Source organism: Streptomyces sp. 7N604, assembly GCF_052245475.1.
In the GTDB taxonomy this organism is placed as follows: Bacteria; Actinomycetota; Actinomycetes; order Streptomycetales; family Streptomycetaceae; genus Streptomyces.
The window spans coordinates 121,745-141,055 of record NZ_JBQQBX010000009.1; the positions used below are offsets into that span (position 1 = coordinate 121,745).

Consider the following 19,311-nt stretch of genomic DNA (forward strand, 5'->3'; position numbering starts at 1 on the left):
CGGGACTGCGGCGGCCGGTTGTGGGCAATCGTTCCGCGGGGCGATGGGGGTGCCCCCATGCCGTTCAGGCTATGGGAAGGGTGGGCACACCCCGACCACCGGCCCGCGGTCGGCGACGATGCGCCAGCCCCCGCCGGGGATTCCGTTTCGTGCACAATTGTCCGGCAGGTCCGTCCCCATCCCGCCCCGCCCCGTAACCAGGGGCTGGGGCGGGTCAGGGGAACACGCCGCAGGCAGCGGCGCTTCAGGCGTCGCCGAGCAGCGGCCAGGCGTCCGGGCCCGACGGGTCGTCCAGCCATGCCCACTGGCGCGCGCCGCGGACCGTGACGCCGAAGCGGGCGTGCTCGGGGTGGCGTTCGCGCTGCCACAACTCGTACGCCTCCCGCGCCTTCAGCCTGCCCGCGGTCAGGCTGAGCAGGAAGTGGAACGGCTCGTGCCGCAGGACGTGTTGCGGGACCCCGCTGACGTCCGTACGACCTGTGTCCTGCGGCCGGTGCCGGGGTTCGGGCCCGTCGCGCAGCGGCACGAAGTACGCGGGCGTGTTCAGGAACCGGCCTTCCGCATGGCCGGGGTCGTCGACGAGCAGTGCGAGCAGGCCGGTCGCGAGCGGAGCCAGGACGAGCCCGCCCGGCCAGCACTGCTCGAGCCAGTCGCGCGGTACGGACGTCAGCGCGCAGGTCGCCAGGATGCGGTCGAAAGGAGCGCGCGACGGGCAGCCGCGCGCCCCGTCGCCCGTGACGACCGCGGGGTGGTATCCGGCCGCAGCGAGGTGGCCGCGGGCGGACTCGGTGATCTCCGGGTCGAGGTCCACGGTCGTGACCCGGTCCTCGCCCAGCCGGTGGGCGAGCAGCGCCGCGTTGTAGCCGGACCCCGCGCCGATCTCCAGGACCGTGTCCCCGTCGCGGACGTGCAGCGACTCCAGCATCCGAGCCATCAGCGAGGGCTGGCTGCTGGAGGAGATGAGCTCGCCGTCGCGGACGCGGATGGCCAGGGGCGTGTCGGCGTACGCGCCGGAGAGCCAGCGGGCCCGTACGCCCGGGTCGGGGTTGCCGGACGACAGCCGCTCGAAGCCGCCCCTGACCGGCACGTAGTAGTAGGGCACGAAAAGATGGCGCGGCACATCCTCGAACGCCGCCCGCCACGCGGGATCCGCGAGCCAGCCGTCGGCGGCGATCGTGCGCACGAGCGCCGCCCGCGCCACCGCGGCCGCCACCTCCGTCCCTGCGTCCGCCGCCTCCGTCATGCCTCCACTGTCCTGCGGGCGGCCGCGCGGCGCGACACCCGTGTCCGGGCGGGCTGAAGCAGGGGCAGGACCGAGGCCCCTGGTCCTAGGCCTGGTGTCTGAGACCATGGGTGGGTGACTGAGATTCCACGTGGCACGGTGCAGGAGCAGACCTTCTACGAGCAGGTCGGTGGGGAGCCGACTTTCCGCAAGCTGGTGCACCGCTTCTACGAGGGCGTCGCCGGGGATCCGGAGCTGCGGCCGATGTACCCGGAGGAGGACCTGGGGCCGGCCGAGGAGCGGCTCACCCTGTTCCTCATGCAGTACTGGGGCGGGCCGCGCACGTACAGCGACAACCGCGGGCACCCGCGGCTGCGGATGCGGCACGCGCCGTTCACGGTGAACCGGGCCGCGCACGATGCGTGGCTGCGCCACATGCGCACCGCGGTCGACGAGCTGGAGCTGGCGCCGGAGCACGAGGCGCAGCTGTGGAGCTACCTCGAGTATGCGGCCGCGTCCATGATCAACACCGCGGACTGAGGCCCCGGTCACTCTGCCGGCCTGCCTGACCTGCCAGGATGGGCGGGTGCCCGACCCAGCCGACCCAGCCGACCTCGTACCTGCCGGACCTGCCGCGCCTGCCGGACCTGCCGCCCCCGCCGTAGTCGGTCCGGCCTGTCCCGTGGCAGCCGAGCCCGAGGTGCTCGACCCCGCCGACGAGTCCTTCGCCCGCGATCCGTACCCGTACTACGCCGCGCTGCGCTCGCAGAGGCCCGTGGCGCGGGTCGCCCTCGCCAACGGCACGCACGCCTGGCTGGTCACCGGCTACGAGCAGACGCGGGCGGTGCTCGCCGACCCCCGGTTCTCGAACGTCCCGCCGCAGGCCGCGGGCCGCCCCAAGCCCGACTCCCCCGCACAGCGCGCCCGCGCCTGCCTCGCCCGCCACATGCTCAACTCCGACGCCCCGGACCACACCCGCCTCCGCCGGCTCACCTCCGCGGCCTTCTCACCGCGCCGGGTCGACGCGCTGCGGCCGCGCATCGAGGACCTCACGGACGGGCTCGTACGCGATCTCGCCGCGCGGCTGGACCGGGACGGCTCCGCGGACCTCGTCGACGCCTTCGCGTTCCCGCTGCCGGTGCTGGTGATCGGCGAGGTGCTGGGAGTGCCGGAGGCCGACCGCGACGCCCTGCGCGCGTGGACGTACCGGGTGGGGTCGCCTGCGGACGCCCTCGAGCAGGGTGCGGTCGACGAGGCGTGGACGCGGCTGTACGGCTACTTCACCGGGCTGATCGCCGAGAAGCGGCGGGCGCCGGGCGGGGACCTGTTCAGCGCGCTGGTGCACGACTCGTCGGAGGGCGGTCTCGACGACGGCGAACTGCTGGCCATGGCCTTCCTGCTGCTCTTCGCGGGTTACGAGACCACGATGAACCTGCTGGCCTCGGCGTCGCTGCTGCTGCTCACACATCCGCACGAGCTCGCGGCGGCGCGCCGGGAGGGTCCCGACCGGTGGGCGGCGGTCGTGGAGGAGGCGCTGCGGCACGCGAGTCCGCTGGAAGGCACGACCTGGCGGCGTACGACCGAGGCGGTGGACCTCGGCGCCGGCGCCCGCATCCCGGCGGGGGCCTCGGTCCTCGCGGTCCTCGCGTCCGCCAACCGCGACCCGTCCCGCTTCCCGGACCCGAACGCCTTCCGCCCGGACCGCTACGGGGCCGGGCCCGAACGCGCAGCGCCCCACGTCGCCTTCGGACACGGCCCGCACTTCTGCGTCGGGTCCCGCCTGGCCAGGCTGGAGGCGGCGACCGCCCTGCCTCGGCTCTTCGCCGCCTTCCCGGGCATGCGCCTTGCAGCGGAGCCGACACAACTCCCGTACCGCCCGGGCCTATTGGTCCGAGGCCCCCGCCGCCTACCGGTCACAGCCGCACCCTCCGACTGACCCACCCCGTGTGGGCAGTCGTTCCGCAGGGGCGATGGGGGTGCCCCCATGCCGTTCAGGCTATGGGGGAGGGTGGGCACAACCCGACCACCGGCATGCAGCCGCGTACGAGGCGGGAACCCCGACGGCGGGTTGCGCACCGTTGTCTCGGCGAAGAACTGCGGCTCAATGGCGCGGGAGCCGGGAACGTGGAGGCAAAGCCGGTCACGCAGGGGTGACGGCAAGTCCCGGCGCGAGAGCCGTACGGCGAACGGCGATCGAGCCGTAGGGCGTGCGCAGACGGAGCCAGCTGCCCGTCGAGAACAGCGCCAGCGTCTCCGTCTCCGGCGGCCTCTGCGCAAGAGCCGTCGGCGCACCATTGCCGCGCGGAACCGGTACGGCCGCCCCACCACGCCCCGCCCCGCGCCCCGCGGCCGCCGCCCCGGCCGGGAGCCGCCGCAGGAAGCCCAGCGACTGGGCGGCGTGGACGGCGCGCAGCGGAAGCTCGGTGGCGCCCAGAGTGCGGGACCAGATCTCGCGGCCGATGCGGTCGAGTTCGGCGCGGGTACGGCGGTCCTCGGGGAGGCCCTCGATCCGTGCGCGGAATTCGCCGACGGCCGCCGCGACCGCCGCCCGGACGTCATCGGGCTCCGGCAGCCCCTCGACCTGCCGCCAGCCACTGCGCGGCGGCAGAACCCCGGCCCACGGCGGCCCCGTGACCGGCTCGGGCACGGTCACCGGCTCGGGCACGGTCACCGCCGGCCCGCCGCCGGCCGACGTCCCCGCCGCTGTCGCCGCCGTGGCCGCGTCGATCGCGTCGGCGAGCTGACCGGCCGAGACGGTGGCGTCGAGTTCGTACGGCTCGGCCAGCCGGGCGGTGCGGATGGCGAGCACCTCGAAGGAGGCGGGGCGGCCGAAGACCGCGAGCACGCCTCCTCCGCCTCCGGCCTGCGGCGGGGGACCTCCCACGCCCGCCTGCAGGCGTACCGCCGCGCGGCGGTCGTAGTGCAGCAGCCGGGCGAGGAAGGCGGCGAGATCCGCCGCCTCCCTGGCGTCGGCCAGGCGCAGCGCCGTCATACGGCGACGGCCTCCTCCATGCAGTCGTCCATGTACTCCTTGAGGAAGGCGCGCTCCTCGGCGGTGATCCGCCGCGGCCGCCCCTCCTCAAGGTTGAACGGAACGACGACCGTTGAGGCGCGGACGTACAGCTCCTTCTCGTCCTTGACCTCGTACGCGACGGTCAGCGAGGCCGCGGCGATCTTCGTCACCCACACCTCGACGGTGACCGGCTCGTGCCGGTGGACCAGTGGCCGCAGATAGTCGATCTCGTGGCGGGCCACCACCGAGCCGCCGGTGAAGGACGAGCTGCCTTCCCCCGGCGCCAGGCGCCACATGAAGTCGATCCGCGCCTCCTCCAGGTACCGGACGAAGACCGCGTTGTTCACGTGACCGAACGCATCCATGTCCGACCAGCGCAGGGGGCAGGCGTAGACGTGACGGGCCACGCGCTCAGCCCCGGGTCAGCTTCTTGTACGTGGCGCGGTGCGGGCGCGCCGCGTCCGGGCCGAGGCGCTCGATCTTGTTCTTCTCGTACGACTCGAAGTTGCCCTCGAACCAGAACCACTTGGAGTCGCCCTCGTAGGCGAGGATGTGGGTCGCGATGCGGTCGAGGAACCAGCGGTCGTGGGAGACGACCACGGCGCAGCCGGGGAACTCCAGCAGCGCGTTCTCGAGCGACGAGAGCGTCTCGACGTCGAGGTCGTTGGTCGGCTCGTCGAGGAGCAGCAGGTTGCCGCCCTGCTTGAGGGTGAGCGCCAGGTTGAGACGGTTGCGCTCACCGCCGGAGAGGACGCCGGCCGGCTTCTGCTGGTCCGGGCCCTTGAAGCCGAACGCGGAGACGTACGCCCGCGAAGGCATCTCGACCTGGCCGACGTTGATGTAGTCCAGCTCGTCGGAGACGACGGCCCACAGCGTCTTCTTCGGGTCGATGTTGGCGCGGGTCTGGTCGACGTAGGAGATCTTGACGGTGTCGCCGACCTTGATCGTGCCGGCGTCCGGCTGCTCCATGCCCTGGATCATCTTGAACAAGGTGGTCTTGCCGGCGCCGTTGGGGCCGATGATGCCGACGATGCCGTTGCGCGGCAGGGTGAAGGAGAGGTCGTCGATGAGGACCTTCTCGCCGAACGCCTTGGAGAGGTTCTCGACCTCGACCACGACGTTGCCCAGGCGCGGGCCCGGCGGGATCTGGATCTCCTCGAAGTCCAGCTTCCGGGTCTTCTCGGCCTCCGCCGCCATCTCCTCGTAACGGGTCAGGCGCGCCTTGGACTTGGCCTGGCGGCCCTTGGCGTTGGAGCGGACCCACTCCAGCTCTTCCTTCAGGCGCCTGGCCCGCTTGGCGTCCTTCTGGCCCTCGACCTTGAGGCGCGAGGCCTTCTTGTCGAGGTACGTGGAGTAGTTGCCCTCGTACGGGTGGGCGCGGCCGCGGTCGAGCTCGAGGATCCACTGGGCCACGTTGTCGAGGAAGTAGCGGTCGTGGGTGACGGCGACGACGGTGCCCGGGTACTTCGCGAGGTGCTGCTCCAGCCACTGGACGGACTCGGCGTCCAGGTGGTTGGTCGGCTCGTCGAGGAGCAGCAGGTCGGGGGCTTCGAGCAGCAGCTTGCACAGCGCGACGCGGCGCTTCTCACCACCGGAGAGGTTGGTGACGGGCCAGTCGCCGGGCGGGCAGCCGAGGGCGTCCATGGCCTGCTCGAGCTGGGTGTCGAGGTCCCAGGCGTTCGCGTGGTCCAGCTCCTCCTGGAGCTTGCCCATCTCGTCGAGCAGCGCGTCGGAGTAGTCGGTCGCCATCTGCTCGGCGATCTCGTTGAACCGCTTGACCTTGCCGATGGTGTCGGCGACGCCGTCCTGGACGTTCTCCAGCACGGTCTTGGACTCGTCGAGCGGGGGCTCCTGAAGGAGCATGCCGACGCTGTAGCCGGGCGTGAGGAACGCGTCGCCGTTGGACGGCTGCTCGAGCCCGGCCATGATCTTGAGGACCGTCGACTTCCCGGCGCCGTTCGGTCCGACCACGCCGATCTTCGCGCCGGGCAGGAAGCTCAGCGTGACGTCGTCGAGGATCACCTTGTCGCCGTGCGCCTTGCGCGCCTTGCGCATGGTGTAGATGAACTCAGCCAAGAGAAACCGTCCGGCAATCGATGAGTGGGCAGATACACCCCATCTTGCCGTACGTCCAGCGCGCGATGAAAACGAGTACCTCGGGGACGGTGCGCGGGGCCCTGACCTGGACCACCGCCGAGCCGCCTCCCTGGTCACCTGTCGTTGTTGGTCACCCGCGGCCGACCTCGCACGGCCCAGAGACGGTCCGGGGCCGCATGCCTGCCGACTATCGCCCCTGCTGGCTCCGCGGACGAAGCCCCGCAGGGCGCACGGCAGCGCGAGTGAACGCTCACGACTGTCTGCGCGCGCCCGGAATCGGTGAGGGTGCCCGCGCCGAGCATCCTCCGGCTCAATGCAGCACCTTCTCCTTGGCCCGCTGGAACTCGTCCTCGGAGAGCTCGCCCTTGTCCTTGAGGGCGGAGAGCTTGGCCAGCTCGTCCGCACCCGTGCCACCGCTGCTGACGGTCTGCCGGATGTAGGCGTCGAGCGCCTGCTGTCGCTCCTGCACCTCCTGCCTCTCGCGCTCGCCCATTCTGCGGCCACGCGCGATCACGTAGACGAGGACGCCGAGGAACGGCAGGAACAGGACGAAGAGAAGCCAGCCTGCCTTACCCCACCCTCCCATCTCACGGTCGCGGAAGATGTCGGTGATAACGCGGAACAGCACCACCAGCCACAGGATCCACAGGAAGATCCACATAACGGTCCAGAAAGCACCTAGGACTGGGTAGTCGTATGCCAGTTGCACTTGGTCGGCCATCGTTCTTCTCGCCGCCTTACAAGCTTGTCCCTGTCGTTTTCCACCGTACGTCCGTCGATCTCACCCGCAGCAGGTGAAACAGAGAACTGGGCGGGAAGCCACAATTGCGGAGCCGATGATGCCATGGTGAAGGCATGGATCCTCGGCCACGAGCTGGGGATATCGCAGCCGCCATCGAGGAGGAACACGCTGCCTCCTCGCCTCGCCGCGTCAGGGTCGAGGGAGAGAGTTTCCGACTCCCCGGGTGATTCAGCGGCGTCGTCGCAGAGTAAATGCCCAGGCGAGCATGCCGAGACCCCAGGCAATCAGAAGGGCGCCCCAGAGTGGCATGGTCACCTCTGGAATGAGAAGGCGGATGTTGACGCTGGCGCGGTTCTCGAAGATGAAGATCAAGGCGATTGCGGTGATCAGAGCGAACGGGGCGAGGCGGCGGACACCTGGACGGGAGAAGAATGACGTGCGCGGCCGCCGGTCTGTACTGGTCCGAGCCATGGGATGCCTCTCAATCACGCTTCCCCCTCCATCCAGCGTCCCTCCGTCACCGGGTGGCTCGCTACCGAAGGCACCGCGCGTCAGTCCGTATGCGCCATGGCTGACGAAGTCGGCGAGCTGCGAATCTGTCGGGCTTACGCCTACGCAGGTTCGGACCTGCAACCGCCATCGTGAAGACAACGGCCCCTGACCAGCAAGAACGGTCAGTGGCCGTTGTCGTTTCGCCGTGACGGGGTGGCCCCGTGGTGACCCGCGCTTCCGCGCCTCATCGGGCCTGCAGCGGGCACGCGCGGCTGAGCGATCACCGTAGGTCGGTGGAGAGAGTTCGAGGTCTGGCCCTTGGGGCGAGAGATCATGGCCCCTTACGCTGACCACGAATCGAGCTGGCTCCTCGCCTGCCAATATCCTCGTTGAGCAGTACCGTGATCCCGCCTTGGACGCGCTTGCTCCGTACCTCTCCAACGTCCTGGAGGCCCCGGCCGGACGCGGCTTGGGCATCGGCCCGGCGGCGGACGGGTGGAGGCCGGGACCGTTACGGGACGTAGGCCGGGCCCCAGCGACCCGCTAGGGGCGGGAGGCCGGGAACCCCATACGAGCACGGAGGCCGGAACCACGGCGACCCGCTTTGGGCGGGAGGTCAGGACGCCCGGCACGCACTGGAGGCCGGGACCTTCTGGGTCCCGGCCTCCGCGCTCGCACGGCTACGGGTGAGCGATCACTCGCCCGCCGCCGTGGACTTCCGCTTGCGGAGGAAGAAGACCGTGCCGCCGCCGGCCACGAGGAGGGCGATGGCGATGCCCGCGATCACCGGGGTGGCGCTGCTGCTGCCGGTCTCGGCGAGGTCGTCCCCGCCGCCGGTGGAACCCTCGGAGGAGCCGCCGGCCGTGGCCGGGCTCGGCTCGGAGGAGGGCTGGTCACCGGGGGTCTCGGCGGTCTTGCAGTCCAGGACGCCGGAGAAGTTTTTCTCGAACCCGTTCGGACCGTTGATCGTGAAGTCGTAGGCCTGGTCCTCCTTCACCGGGACGGTGACGGTCTCGGACTTGCCCGCCTCGATGGTGTGCTTGATCCCGTCCAGCTCGAAGGTGAACGGCTCGTCCCCCTGGTTGGAGGCCGTGACGTCCACACCGCCCTTGGCGCAGTTCTTCTCCGCGGACAGCGCCGGGATCGGCCCCTTCTTCGCCCAGTTCGCGGTCGCGGTGGCGGAGACGGTGCTCTCGCTGGAGCCGGCGAGGATCTGGGTCTGGCTCTTGGTGTCGCTGGCGAAGGCCCGGCCGACCGGAACGGTGGTGGTGGCCTGGGCGGTCAGCGAGGTCGAGCCGTCGGGGGTGCCGGCCGGCACGTCGAAGAACAGCTGCCCGCCGTTGGCGACGCTGGTGACGACCTTGCCCGCCTTGTCGACGACCTTGACGCCGGTCGCCTCGGACACCGGATCGGGGCTGACCGTCACGCTGGCGGCGTCGGTGTGGACCGTGATCGGGCCGAGCCGGTCACCGGCCTTGCCGGACACCGCCGGCGGGTCGAGCGTCAGCGACGCCTTCGGCTCCTCGAGGTCCTGGGCGCTCTTCTGGAGGTAGTCGGCGAGCTTCTCCGCCGCGGGGTCGACCGCCTCGACCTCCGCCTGGTCGGAGAACCGCCAGATCGCGACCTGGGTGCCGGCGGCCGCGGTCTTCTCGGTCAGCGTGCCGGAGTCGGCGGCGGCAGCGAGCTTGCTGAGGTCGTTCACCTGCGGGTACGAGTTCTGCAGGATCCAACGGATCTTGCCCGCGTCGGCGTTGTTGTGCAGCGACGTGGCACTCCAGGGCTTCTCCTGGTACTGCGCCTTGCTCTGCGTCGGGTTGTGGATGTCGATGCAGTACGTCTGGAGCGTGCCGCCGCCGTCGACGGTCATCTCGAAGAGCCCGGCACCGACCTTCTGCTTGCCGCCGTCGTGGTTGATGACCGCCTGGTCGAAAATCTTCAGGCCATCAAGGGTGGCGGTCGCACCACCCGAGCTCGGGGCGGCGTCGTCGGCGGCGGCCGGACCCGCGGTGGCCATCACGCCAGCGGCGACCAGGCCGGAGGCCAGCACCGCGGCGGCGAGGCGGGCAGAGCCACGCCTGCGTACAGAAATCATGGATTCCCCTCCGGGCGAGGCGACGTGGGGGGATGCGCCCCGCTTGCAAACTCAAGAGCCCCCGTGAGTACGGTCGGATCCTAGGGATAAAGCGCAACAGCGTCCCCACCAATCACACGCGACAACCGATCCGAATCGGAATCGTTATCGCCAAGACCCCTGCTGACCTGGGATCATCGACAAATCCGCACGCTAAAACCGGCTGATTCGGCGTCAGTTCGGCAACCCGCCCATTGCGGGTCGCAGTGGATCACAGGCCGCGAAGCGGACGGCCGGTCTGTGCGGCAGCCACGCAGGCGCCAGCACCAGTCCAGTGCTCCCAGCCACTTGCCATCAGTCCTCAGCCATCAACCACGCGCAACTAGCCACCTATTGGTGCCGTCAGCGCCGGGTTCGCCACCGAGACCCGGCGGAACACCGTGGTACCGCACGCCAGATCGTGTCCCACCGCCGTCGCGTCGATATCAGCCGACAGCCGCGGCCGACCGTCGTGCTCCTCCTCCCGCACTCGCAACCACCCCTGGACGACGAGAGGTTCACCCACCGTCACGGACGTGGCGATGTTCGCGGCCAGCGCGTGCGAGGCCCACACCATGTAGTAGCTGGTGTGCCCAGCGGTCCAGCCCTGCCGCCACCGGTCCCAGCGGCGGGCGGTCGCCGCCAGTCTGAACCGCACCCTCGGAACGCCTTCGCCCGTCTCCCACAAGTCCACCTGCGTCGCCGCGTTGCCCACCACCGTCACGGCCGTCTCGCTCATGTCCGCCCCCATGCCCGACCCGATGCCCGATCCCAGGTCCGATCCCGTCTCGAATCCCATGTCCGCCCCCCGGCGCTCGTTCGTCCCACGCACCATGCTGCACGCGATCGCGGACACTCGCCGATGCCTGTGGATGGACGGCCGGTTGTGGACAACTCCGTCACCGTGATGGGTGACTTGCCCGACGGCACGGCTCCCGCGAGGACTCCCGCTACACCGGCTACAGGAGCGTCGCGTGTGTGGGACCACCCGCCGCGACCAGGTACTGGTCCCGCAATTCCCGGTAGCGCAGCAGCTCCGCTGCCACCGGCTCCAGCACGCGCGCCCGCCCGCACGACGCCGCCGCATCCCGCAGCCGCCGCTCCGCCTCGTGCCCGTACCGCCGGGCCGGCCCCCGAGCAGCCAGCCGGCAGACCCACGCCACTGCGGGCCCGCCCGTCACGCCGATCGCCATCAGCAGGGCGGGCAGCATCCAGCCGTCACCGGGGCCGCTCGCCACGGACGCCACCAGCCAGAGTCCGCCCACGACTTGGAGCACCAGCAGCAGGCCCTGCAGCACCGATGCGACCGACCACCAGCCGGGCCCCGACGGCCGCGCCGTACCGGCCGCCTGGACGGTGGCCGCCTGGTCCAGCGCGTCGGGCAGCCGCTCCGCGCCGCGGACCGCGGCCTCGCGCACCGCCTGGGACCAGGCCACCGGCAGCCCTGCCGACGCCTCGTCGGCCAGCGTCCGTACGGCCTGCTCCACCATCGCGCGGGCGGTGCGCGGCGCCTGCTGCACCGCCTCGGCCCCGATCGCCGCCTCCACGCCCACAGCGCCCCCCGTGCCCACGCCCACGCGCGCCCCCATGCCCGCTACGGCCTCCCCGGCAGCCGAAGCCGAGCCCGGAGCCGGAGCCGGAATCGACGCTGAACCCGAACCCGAACCCGATGCCAACGCAGGCGCAGACGCAGACACAGACGTAGACCCAGACGCCGGGATCGCGCCCGAGAGCGGATCTTTGGCCCGGTCACGAGCCCGCCCCCGGGCCCGCGCAGACGAGCGCTTCACCTCGTACCACCGGCGCAGCCGCGCCGAGGGCGCGCCGCAGGCCAGCTCCGCGTACCGCAGCCACTCGCGCTCCGCCGCCTGCCCAGCGGCCACCGCGCCCACCGCGTCCGCCAGCCGGTCCTCGAAGTCCGCGCGCGCCTGTTCGGTGAGCCCCGGCCGCCCGTCGGCCAGGTAGACCGGGCGCAGCCGCTCGGCGGCGCCGTCGACGTCCGCGACCAGCCTGCGCTCGGCGGCCGTGCCCTCCGATACCAACTGGCCGATTCTGCAGCGGAGTTCGCCGACTCCCTCGCCGGTCAGGGCGGAGACGGGCAGGACGGCCGCCCCGGGCTCGCCGTGCTCGCCGAGCGCGAGCCCGTCCTCGTCCAGCAGCCGCCGCAGGTCGTCGAGCACCTGGTCGGTGGCGTCCCCGGGCAGCCGGTCGATCTGGTTGAGGACGACGAAGGTGACCTCGGAGTACCCGGCGAGCGGCCGCAGATAGCGTTCGTGCAGCACCGCGTCCGCGTACTTCTCCGGGTCGACGACCCACACCACCGCGTCGACGAGTCCCAGGAGCCGGTCGACCTGCTCCCGCCGCCCGCTCACGGCCGAGTCGTGGTCGGGCAGGTCGATCAGAACGAGTCCGCGCAGCGCCGAGTCGTGCACCCGCTGCGGGCGGCGGCGCAGCCGGGGCGGGATACCGAGGCGGTCCAGCAGCCCGTCCGCGCCTTCGGACCAGGTGCAGGACATGGCCGCCGAGGTGGTCGGCCGGCGAACGCCCGCCTCCGAAAGGGGCGCTCCGGCAAGGGCGTTGAAGAGGGTCGACTTACCGCTACCGGATGCCCCGGCGATGGCGACGACGGTGTGGTCGAGGGAGAGCCGGTGCCGGGCGGCCGCCTCCTCCAGGACGCGGGAGGGCTCGGCGAGCGCCCGCGCGTCGAGGCGGGCGCGCGAGAGCCCGACGAGCTCGCGCAGTGCCTCGAGCCGCTGGCGCAGCGCACGGCTGAAGCCGACGCGCTGGGCGGGATGCCGGTGATGCGAGGGATACGGAGGATGCGGGGCGCCGGGCGTGCCATGCGCGAGTGCAGAGCGGCCTGTGCCGGGGTGCGGCTCTGCCCTCGGGCCTCCGGGCGAGGTGTTGTCGCTCTCCCACAGAGAGGTGCCGGATTCGGTCCGCCGGGCCGCCCGGTAGTACGCGGTGTCCGCCGCGTCCCGTGCCCGTCTGGCGATGAGGCCGTCGTCCCACGGTCCCGTCTGCTCGGCCTCGGGGTCGGGACCGGGGCCCCCTTCGGTGCCAGGGCCGGGGCCGGGGCCCGGGCCGGGGCCGCCTTCGGGGCCGGGACCGGCGAGTGGCGCACTGCCCTCCGCGTACCCCTCCACCACCCGCGGCTCCGTACCCCGCGCAGGGGCGTAGTCGGGCGCGGGCGCGTACCCCGCGTATGGGTAGTCGGGCGCGGGCGCGTGAAGGGGTGCGTGACTGCCGCCCCTATAGGCGGCGGAGTCCTGATACGCCGCCGAGCCCTGATATGCGGCCGCGTCAGCACCCCCATGCCCGTACGTGGCCCCAGGCCCGTACCAAGACTCACGCCCGTACGCAGGCTGCTCGCCCCCAGCCCCGTACGCGGCCCCGGCCCCCTCCAGCGGCGGAAGTCCGGCCCACTGCGCGGGCGGTGGCTCCACGGCTCCGCCCGCCGGGTACGGGTATGGGTAGGGATAGGGGTACGGGTACGGGTCGACGGCCTCGCGGTCAGGTCCAGCTCCAGTTCCAGGGCCGGGGCCCTGGCCGGAGCCGTCCCCTGGGCGGTCCGACGGACGCCGGGGGTCGCCTGGGCGGTCGGCGGCGGAGGTCACCGCGTCACCTCTCCTTCTGCAGTACGGACAGCGCGGCGATCAGTGCGGCCTGCTGCTCGGGGGTGACGTCCAGGGCGTCCAGCGGGGCCAGGCGGCGGTCGCGTTCGCCTCTCAGGAGTCCGTCCAGGCACTCGGCGAGCAGCTGCCCACCCCGGTCCCGGAGCCGTACGGCGCATTGTGCGCCGAGTGTTTCGGCGAGGGTCTCCCCCGCCGCACGGCCCCGGTCCGCGCCCAGCAGCACCGCTGCCAGGAGGACGGCGGTCCGGTCGGGGTCCGCGTTCGCTGGGCGTTCCAGGGCGCGGACCTCCTCGTCGGCCAGTTCCTCGAGACAGCGCCGCCAGCGCCGTACCGCGACCCCGATCCGGGCGGCGGCGCCCTCCGCGGGCGCGCTGCCCGGCTCGTACGCCCCCGCGCCTGCCCGGTCCGCGCGCCATGCCCGCTCGGTGCGCTCGTCGGCATCGGCGATCGCGCAGCACATCAGGGCGGTCAGGCTGTCGGCGAGGGCGTCGAGGAACTCGGCGGCGCCGCTGTCCTGGGGGTAGCCGCGCCAGCGGGTGAGGGCGTTGCCCGCGAGGACCCCGCCCCCGACGATGTCCCGGCGGACCCGATCGGCCGCCTGCGCGTACGCCTCCTCGACGCAGTGCGCCAGCCGCAACGCGGCCGCGTGCTGGGCGGCGGCCGCTCCGGCGAGCCCGGGCAGCCGGGCGTTCAGCGAGGCGAGCACGCCGCGCGCGGTGCGGGCCACGGCGGCGGCGCGGGCGCCCGGGTCCTGGGCGTGCCGGACGAGCCACTCCCAGAGGCCGGCCACGGCGCTGGCGGGCAGGAGCCCGCTGCCCGCACCCGTGGACTCGGGCAGCTCGGGGATGGTGAACCGGGGTACGTCCCCGAGCCCGGCCTTGTCGAGCAGCGCGCCGTACTGCCGGGAGACGTCGGTGACGACCTGGTGCGGTACGCGGTCGAGGACAGTGACGAGCGTGGCGTCGTACTCCTTGGCCGTGCGCAGCAGGTGCCAGGGCACAGCGTCGGCATACCGGGTCGCGGTGGTGACCATGACCCAGATGTCGGCGGCGCAGATGAGCTCGGCGGCGAGCTCGCGATTGCGGGAGACGAGGGAATCGATGTCCGGGGCGTCGAGGAGGGCGAGGCCGGGCGGGACGGTGTCGACGGTCTCGATCCGCAGCGCGGGCGGGCCGCCGTCGGACGCGGCGCCCGGCTCTTCGCCGTACCTCTCGTCGTCGTACGTCTCATACGGGCCGTAGGTGCCGGAGCCGTTGCCGGCGGCACCGCCCGCGAGGCCTTTCCCGTCCTTCATGGCGCCGGGTCCGGGGTGGCGCCCGGGCACGGTCGGCGTCCACACGCGCGTGAAGCCGGGCAGCACCCGCTGCCCGGCGAACCAGTGGTGGTCGTCCGGGTGGCAGACGAGCACCGGCGTACGGGTGGTGGGGCGCAGCACCCCGGCCGCGCTGACCTGGCGGCCCGCGAGCGAGTTGACGAGCGTGGACTTCCCGGCGCCGGTGGATCCGCCGATGACGGCGACGAGCGGGGCGTCGGGGGCGTGCAGCCGGGGAATCAGGTAGTCGTCGAGCTGAGCGAGGAGTTCAGCGCGGTCACGCCGGGCCCGAGCCGCGCCCGGCAGCGCGAGCGGAAAGCGTGCGGCGGCGACACGGTCGCGCAGTGCGGACAGTGCTTCGAGCATCTGAGGCCGTACGTCCATGATCGCCACATGCGAAGAATGCCCAATTTTGGCGCCTTTTTGAAGCGTATGCTGACCCCTGCGCGCCGACCGGAGCAACGCGGTACGCGTGTGACGCCCGGGGCTCAGGCATAACGAGTGCACAACACCGCATGGCGGGGGCGCGGAAAACGGTGCAGGATTCGTACCTGCCTGCGATTATCGGACCGCTTCACCGAACCTCCACAACGTGTCACAGAGGTGAAGCAACCGGGATGAGGCATGCGGAGCCCTATCCTTGTCCAGGCCAATCCAGCCACACCCGGCCCCCGTAGCTCAGTGGATAGAGCAGGCGCCTTCTAAGCGCTTGGCCGCAGGTTCGAGTCCTGCCGGGGGCGCCGACCCGGGCATTGCGCGAACTTTCGGCCTTTGTCGAGGGTTCGCGCTGGGCCCGGTAACCCGAACGCCGGCACGATCCGGTGCCGGCTTTCCCCGGCGGCGTCGTGGGCATCCTATGGACTGCCATCCCCCCAACGGCCGCCTTCCTGCCTCACCGGCTTGATGGCACTGGCCCTTGTCAAGCTGCTGACCGCGAATCGCCGACAGGTGCGGGACGCATGGCTCCTTGCATCGATCGACTCACCGTGCAGGTTGTCACCGGTAGGTGGTGACCAGCATCAGCCAGCCCTGGTGCGGGCTCGCGTAGGGCCTTCCCTGGAGGATCGAGGTTCCGTCGGGGCCGACCTCCAGTGCCCGCCCGCTGGCGGAGTTGACGACACGTACGTGCCTCATCGAGGTATCTGCGCCGTGCCGGTTGCCGAACTGGAAGAAGTGGAAGTGCTGCCAACCGTCGTGCGCCCGGCACACCTGCAGTGACGGCGCGGGGGCGGGCGCGTGTGACGAGGACGGCGGAGTGAAGGTCAGGCAGGCGTTCGTGGCCCGGTTCCGCAGCCGGTGGGGTCCGGTCCCGTCCTGGTCGGCGGACCATGACTGGGTCGGCCACGAACCGCACTCCGCTGCCTCGGGCCGCACCTGCTCCCGGATCTTGATCGCCGTCAGACACTTCCCTCCCGCCCCGTCGCTGAGCAGGGACAGGCCTGCGCCCGGGGCGCCTGACGTGCCCGTCCGGCCACTCCTGCGCGTGGGCTCGGCCGGGGCCCCGGCGGACGGCCGGTCGTCGGTCCCGGCTCGGCCGTCCTGCCGGGTCAGCCCGGCCGCGCAGCCGGTCAGAGCCGTACCGGCCAGGACCGTGGCCAGTACTCCGAGTGGGCGAGGGCGGCGGCTGCGCGGCGGGATCGCAGCGGACGGCCGTTGCGGCTTCTCGGCGCCTCGCCGGGAGATGAGGAACACGGTTGCTCTCCTACCCTCGTGGTGGGGTGGTGCGGGGTACCAGCCTGTGCAGGAACCGGGTCCGGAACGGATCGGCCGCCCACTGGCCCGCGCCGAACCACAGCACCTCGGTGCACGGCGCGAGCGACGGTGAGCAGCGGGCGGTCAGGAACACCTCGTGCACGCCTCTGGTCGCGGGGATCGGGACGGTCACCTCGCCCAGTGAGCCGTCGGCGGGTGCCGCCAGCATCGCGACCGGACGTGCGGCGAGCGAGTCCAGTCGCACTTCCAGCACACCGTGCCGGCCGGCGGGGGCCACGATCCCGGCGCTGAAAAATCGGGTCGCCGCGGTGTCGGTGAAGTCCACCCGGTCGTAGCGCAACCAGGAGAAGGGGCCGAGCGCACGGGCCCGCGGGTGCTCGCCGCTGCCGGGGGCGGTGTGGACCTGCACCGCGTAGGTGTCGGCAGGCACCGGCGGAGCGCTCGGCGCGGCCGGATCCGCCTGCAGTGTGCACACCAGGGCGACCAGCACGGCGGCGAGCCCTGTCGCGCCGAGCGCACCGGACCGCACCGCTGGCGGGTACCGTCGGCCGGACGCCCCGGGCCCGTGCCAGGGGGGCCCGCCGTCCCTGTCGGCAGGCACCGCCTCGGGAGCGGGCCCAGGAAGGGATCCGGGTACGGAATCGGGGTCGAGATCGGGTTCGGGTTGTGAAGCGGGTTCGGGCACAGGACCTTTGATGTGCGAGCCGAGCAGTATCCGTTCGAGGAATCGCGGTTCGTGCTGCGGTGTCGCGGTGGACGCCTTGGTCGCCCGATAAGCGTCTCCCGGCCACCACCCCAGCAGCAGGGGCGGCAGCATCCGCTGCAGCCGGGTGGTCAGCTCCTTCACGTCCGTGTAGACGGCCAGGCAGGCGGAGCAGGTCTGCAGATGCGGTGCGATCCCCCGCAGCACCGGCAGTCCGTCCGGCCGCGCCGCGGCCACCAGTTGATCGGCGGTCTTGCGGCAGTCCTCGCCGACGCGTAGGGAGTAGGAGTAAGTGTCGACGACGGCCTCGCGCAGCGTGTCCATGGCCTGCTCGGTCATCGGGGCGAGCCGGTCCGGGCTCAGCCCGGTGACCCGGACCACGAGCGCGGGTTCGTCTCGCTCCACGACAGCGTGCCACAGCAGGCACTGCGCGGATTCCGGGAGGCTGGTGAACGGGATCATGAGGGACCGGCTGTCGTGCAACGGCCACTGGCAGCCACGGGCCACCCAACTGCGGAACCTCGGAGTGAGGGACATCCCGGGCTCCTGGGCCGACTGCGACTGCTGCACGGCCGCGGAGCGAACGGCGACCAGCAGTCGTAATCGCAGGCAGCCCCGGTGACGCCGGTCCGACACCGTGCCGGCCCCGAGCACGGTCGCCCGGAGCACCTCGGTATAGGCCTGGCGGGCGAGCCGGTGCGCGTCGGCGGGACAGTTGGCGCAGTGGGCGGCATAGCCGAACACGGCGGGATAGTGACGGCGGTAGAGCGTCCGCAACGCCGTGATCCACCGCTCGCGTACCAGGTTGAGCAGTTCGGCGTCGGAGTGGGACTCCAGGCGATCGTCGGAACGGGGACCGCGGCGTGGCCGCATGGTGAGTCTCCTGGGGCGGTAGGACAGCGGTAGGACAGAGGAAGGCGCCGGTGGCCGCGCTCGCTTACCGGCCTCGCGGTGTCCGGGGCGGCGTTCGGTGTACCGGAGTGGGCGCGACCCGCTCCGGGTCGAGACGCGATGGGCGGCAGCAACGCCAGCGGTCGCGGGGAGTGGCGGGCCCGGCGGCACCGGTGGGCTCCGGGCGTACCGGAGCTAAGACATGACGCAGCGCTGAGTGCCGCGGTCCGCGTCCGGGGTGGCGTCGGGACCAACGGGGGCGGCGGCCGGGAACCGCAGCCGACCGGGATGGCCGCCGACCGGTCCCGGGCGACTCCCGGGACCCCGCGCCCTTTTGCCGGCAGCCGTCGTCGTGCCGCAGGCCGCGGACGGTTTCTCGTCAGTCGCCGTCCGCCTGCGTACGGTTCACGCTGCCCCGCGCGTCCGGTGCGGACCCATCGGAGCCGCTCACGCCGTCATGGTCGTCGCGGCCATCACGGCCATCACGGCCGTCGCGGCAGCCTCGAAGGCCCGTCCTCGGCACGTTGATCCGTCGTCGTAGTCGCGGCACGTTGATCCGTAGTCGTAGCCGGGGTACCGCCTTCGAGTGCTCGCTCGGCGTGACGGGCGGGAACCGTGTCCGCGGCATCGTTGTCGGCACCCTCCTCGTCCAGCGGACAGGGGCGACCCACCGCCCGTCGGCACTGGCACGGTGGCCACGCGGACTGGCAACCCGACGCCGCGGGTGGATCGATCGCCTCCACCTCCACACGGGGGTCCTCGCGCACGACCACACCTTTCCCATCCACTGTGTAGACACGCAGATTCATCCGATGGGCGCGCATCGCTCATCCCTCTCATGTGCTCGGCCTGATGTGCCCGGCAGGGCGCGTGGTGTCCGGCAGGCCCCGGGGTCGATGGACTCCTGCATCCGGTTGCCGACAGGATCCGATCCACACGCCTGAAACTCGGCTGCTTCTCCTCACCGCGTCGGATCGCCGGGAGTGACCGTGCTCAACGGCCCCTGGCGGTGCTCCTCAGCGGCAAACGGCATCAGTGTGCTCGGTCGACCATGGACAAAACTTCGCTGATTCTTGATATCCGCAGGCTGGCTTCCCTATGGGGAGGACGGACTTGAGCAGTCGAGGTTGGTCTCCGCAAGAAACGGCGGAACCGGCGCAGGGCGTCGCCGTGCCGCGGCAGGGCAGGTCCGCCCCCACAGGTCCGCCCGCAGGACAGCCCGCATGACACCCGCATGACGGCCCGTACGGCAATCCCGGGGGGCGCGCACACACTTCCGCGCTCCCCCCAGGGTCGCCCGCGCCCCTTGGTACGCACCAATCCGCTCCTCGATGTCCCACCGACACGCGCTGAACCCGCCGGTAGGGCCCACTATCCGGAA

The 19,311-nt window shown here is 71.9% G+C and carries 14 protein-coding genes and 1 tRNA gene; 3 read left to right on the forward strand and 12 right to left on the reverse strand.

All coding sequences use genetic code 11. The features are described from left to right. Positions 1-244 precede the first annotated feature (244 nt). Positions 245-1,243, reverse strand: a complete 999-nt coding sequence (locus tag ACTWP8_RS12130; RefSeq protein ID WP_443322146.1) for a methyltransferase domain-containing protein — start codon at positions 1,241-1,243, stop codon at positions 245-247. Positions 1,244-1,357: 114 nt separating this feature from the next. On the opposite strand from ACTWP8_RS12130, the gene ACTWP8_RS12135 reads away from it, so the two are divergent. Further along, the gene (locus ACTWP8_RS12135; RefSeq protein WP_443314765.1) at positions 1,358-1,762 is read left to right on the forward strand and encodes a globin; all 405 of its coding nucleotides are present in this window, start codon (positions 1,358-1,360) and stop codon (positions 1,760-1,762) included. 142 nt (positions 1,763-1,904) lie between these two features. Further along, positions 1,905-3,158 carry a cytochrome P450 family protein gene (locus tag ACTWP8_RS12140; protein WP_443322147.1) on the forward strand — a complete coding sequence of 418 codons (1,254 nt, stop codon included), beginning with the start codon at positions 1,905-1,907 and terminating at the stop codon, positions 3,156-3,158. 204 nt (positions 3,159-3,362) lie between these two features. On the opposite strand, the gene ACTWP8_RS12145 is transcribed toward ACTWP8_RS12140, so the two are convergent. From ACTWP8_RS12145 to ACTWP8_RS12185, 9 genes are all read right to left on the reverse strand, one after another. Then, positions 3,363-4,214: a hypothetical protein gene (locus ACTWP8_RS12145; protein ID WP_443322148.1), complete on the reverse strand. Its 852-nt coding sequence runs from the start codon at positions 4,212-4,214 to the stop codon at positions 3,363-3,365. Beyond that, positions 4,211-4,642, reverse strand: a complete 432-nt coding sequence (locus tag ACTWP8_RS12150) for an acyl-CoA thioesterase (RefSeq protein WP_443322149.1) — start codon at positions 4,640-4,642, stop codon at positions 4,211-4,213. The genes ACTWP8_RS12145 and ACTWP8_RS12150 overlap by 4 nt, the downstream gene beginning before the upstream one ends. A 4-nt stretch (positions 4,643-4,646) precedes the next feature. Continuing rightward, positions 4,647-6,311, reverse strand: coding sequence for an energy-dependent translational throttle protein EttA (gene ettA, locus ACTWP8_RS12155; protein ID WP_443322150.1), 1,665 nt, complete (start codon positions 6,309-6,311; stop codon positions 4,647-4,649). A gap of 331 nt (positions 6,312-6,642) precedes the next feature. Next, on the reverse strand, positions 6,643-7,053 hold the full coding sequence (locus ACTWP8_RS12160) for an SHOCT domain-containing protein (RefSeq protein WP_443322151.1): 411 nt from the start codon (positions 7,051-7,053) through the stop codon (positions 6,643-6,645). 249 nt (positions 7,054-7,302) lie between these two features. Further along, a complete protein-coding gene (locus ACTWP8_RS12165; protein ID WP_443322152.1) occupies positions 7,303-7,563 on the reverse strand; it encodes a hypothetical protein in 261 nt (86 codons plus the stop codon). Positions 7,564-8,260: 697 nt separating this feature from the next. Further along, entirely contained in the window at positions 8,261-9,658 is a 1,398-nt protein-coding gene (locus ACTWP8_RS12170) for an LAETG motif-containing sortase-dependent surface protein (RefSeq protein ID WP_443322153.1), read from the reverse strand. A 361-nt stretch (positions 9,659-10,019) separates the two neighbouring features. Beyond that, positions 10,020-10,475 (reverse strand): single-stranded DNA-binding protein, encoded by a 456-nt coding sequence (locus ACTWP8_RS12175; RefSeq protein WP_443322154.1) that lies wholly within the window; start codon positions 10,473-10,475, stop codon positions 10,020-10,022. 160 nt (positions 10,476-10,635) lie between these two features. Continuing rightward, positions 10,636-13,293, reverse strand: coding sequence for a GTPase (locus ACTWP8_RS12180; RefSeq protein ID WP_443322155.1), 2,658 nt, complete (start codon positions 13,291-13,293; stop codon positions 10,636-10,638). A gap of 4 nt (positions 13,294-13,297) precedes the next feature. Continuing rightward, the gene (locus ACTWP8_RS12185) at positions 13,298-15,007 is read right to left on the reverse strand and encodes a dynamin family protein (protein ID WP_443322228.1); all 1,710 of its coding nucleotides are present in this window, start codon (positions 15,005-15,007) and stop codon (positions 13,298-13,300) included. 283 nt (positions 15,008-15,290) lie between these two features. On the opposite strand from ACTWP8_RS12185, the gene ACTWP8_RS12190 reads away from it, so the two are divergent. Then, a tRNA-Arg gene (locus tag ACTWP8_RS12190) sits at positions 15,291-15,363 on the forward strand. A 256-nt stretch (positions 15,364-15,619) separates the two neighbouring features. Here ACTWP8_RS12190 and ACTWP8_RS12195 read toward each other — a convergent pair. Continuing rightward, complete coding sequence (locus tag ACTWP8_RS12195) at positions 15,620-16,315, reverse strand: RICIN domain-containing protein (RefSeq protein WP_443322156.1); 696 nt, start codon at positions 16,313-16,315, stop codon at positions 15,620-15,622. Positions 16,316-16,325: 10 nt separating this feature from the next. Further along, positions 16,326-17,912 (reverse strand): carbohydrate-binding protein, encoded by a 1,587-nt coding sequence (locus ACTWP8_RS12200; RefSeq protein ID WP_443322157.1) that lies wholly within the window; start codon positions 17,910-17,912, stop codon positions 16,326-16,328. Between the last annotated feature and the right edge of the window lie 1,399 nt (positions 17,913-19,311).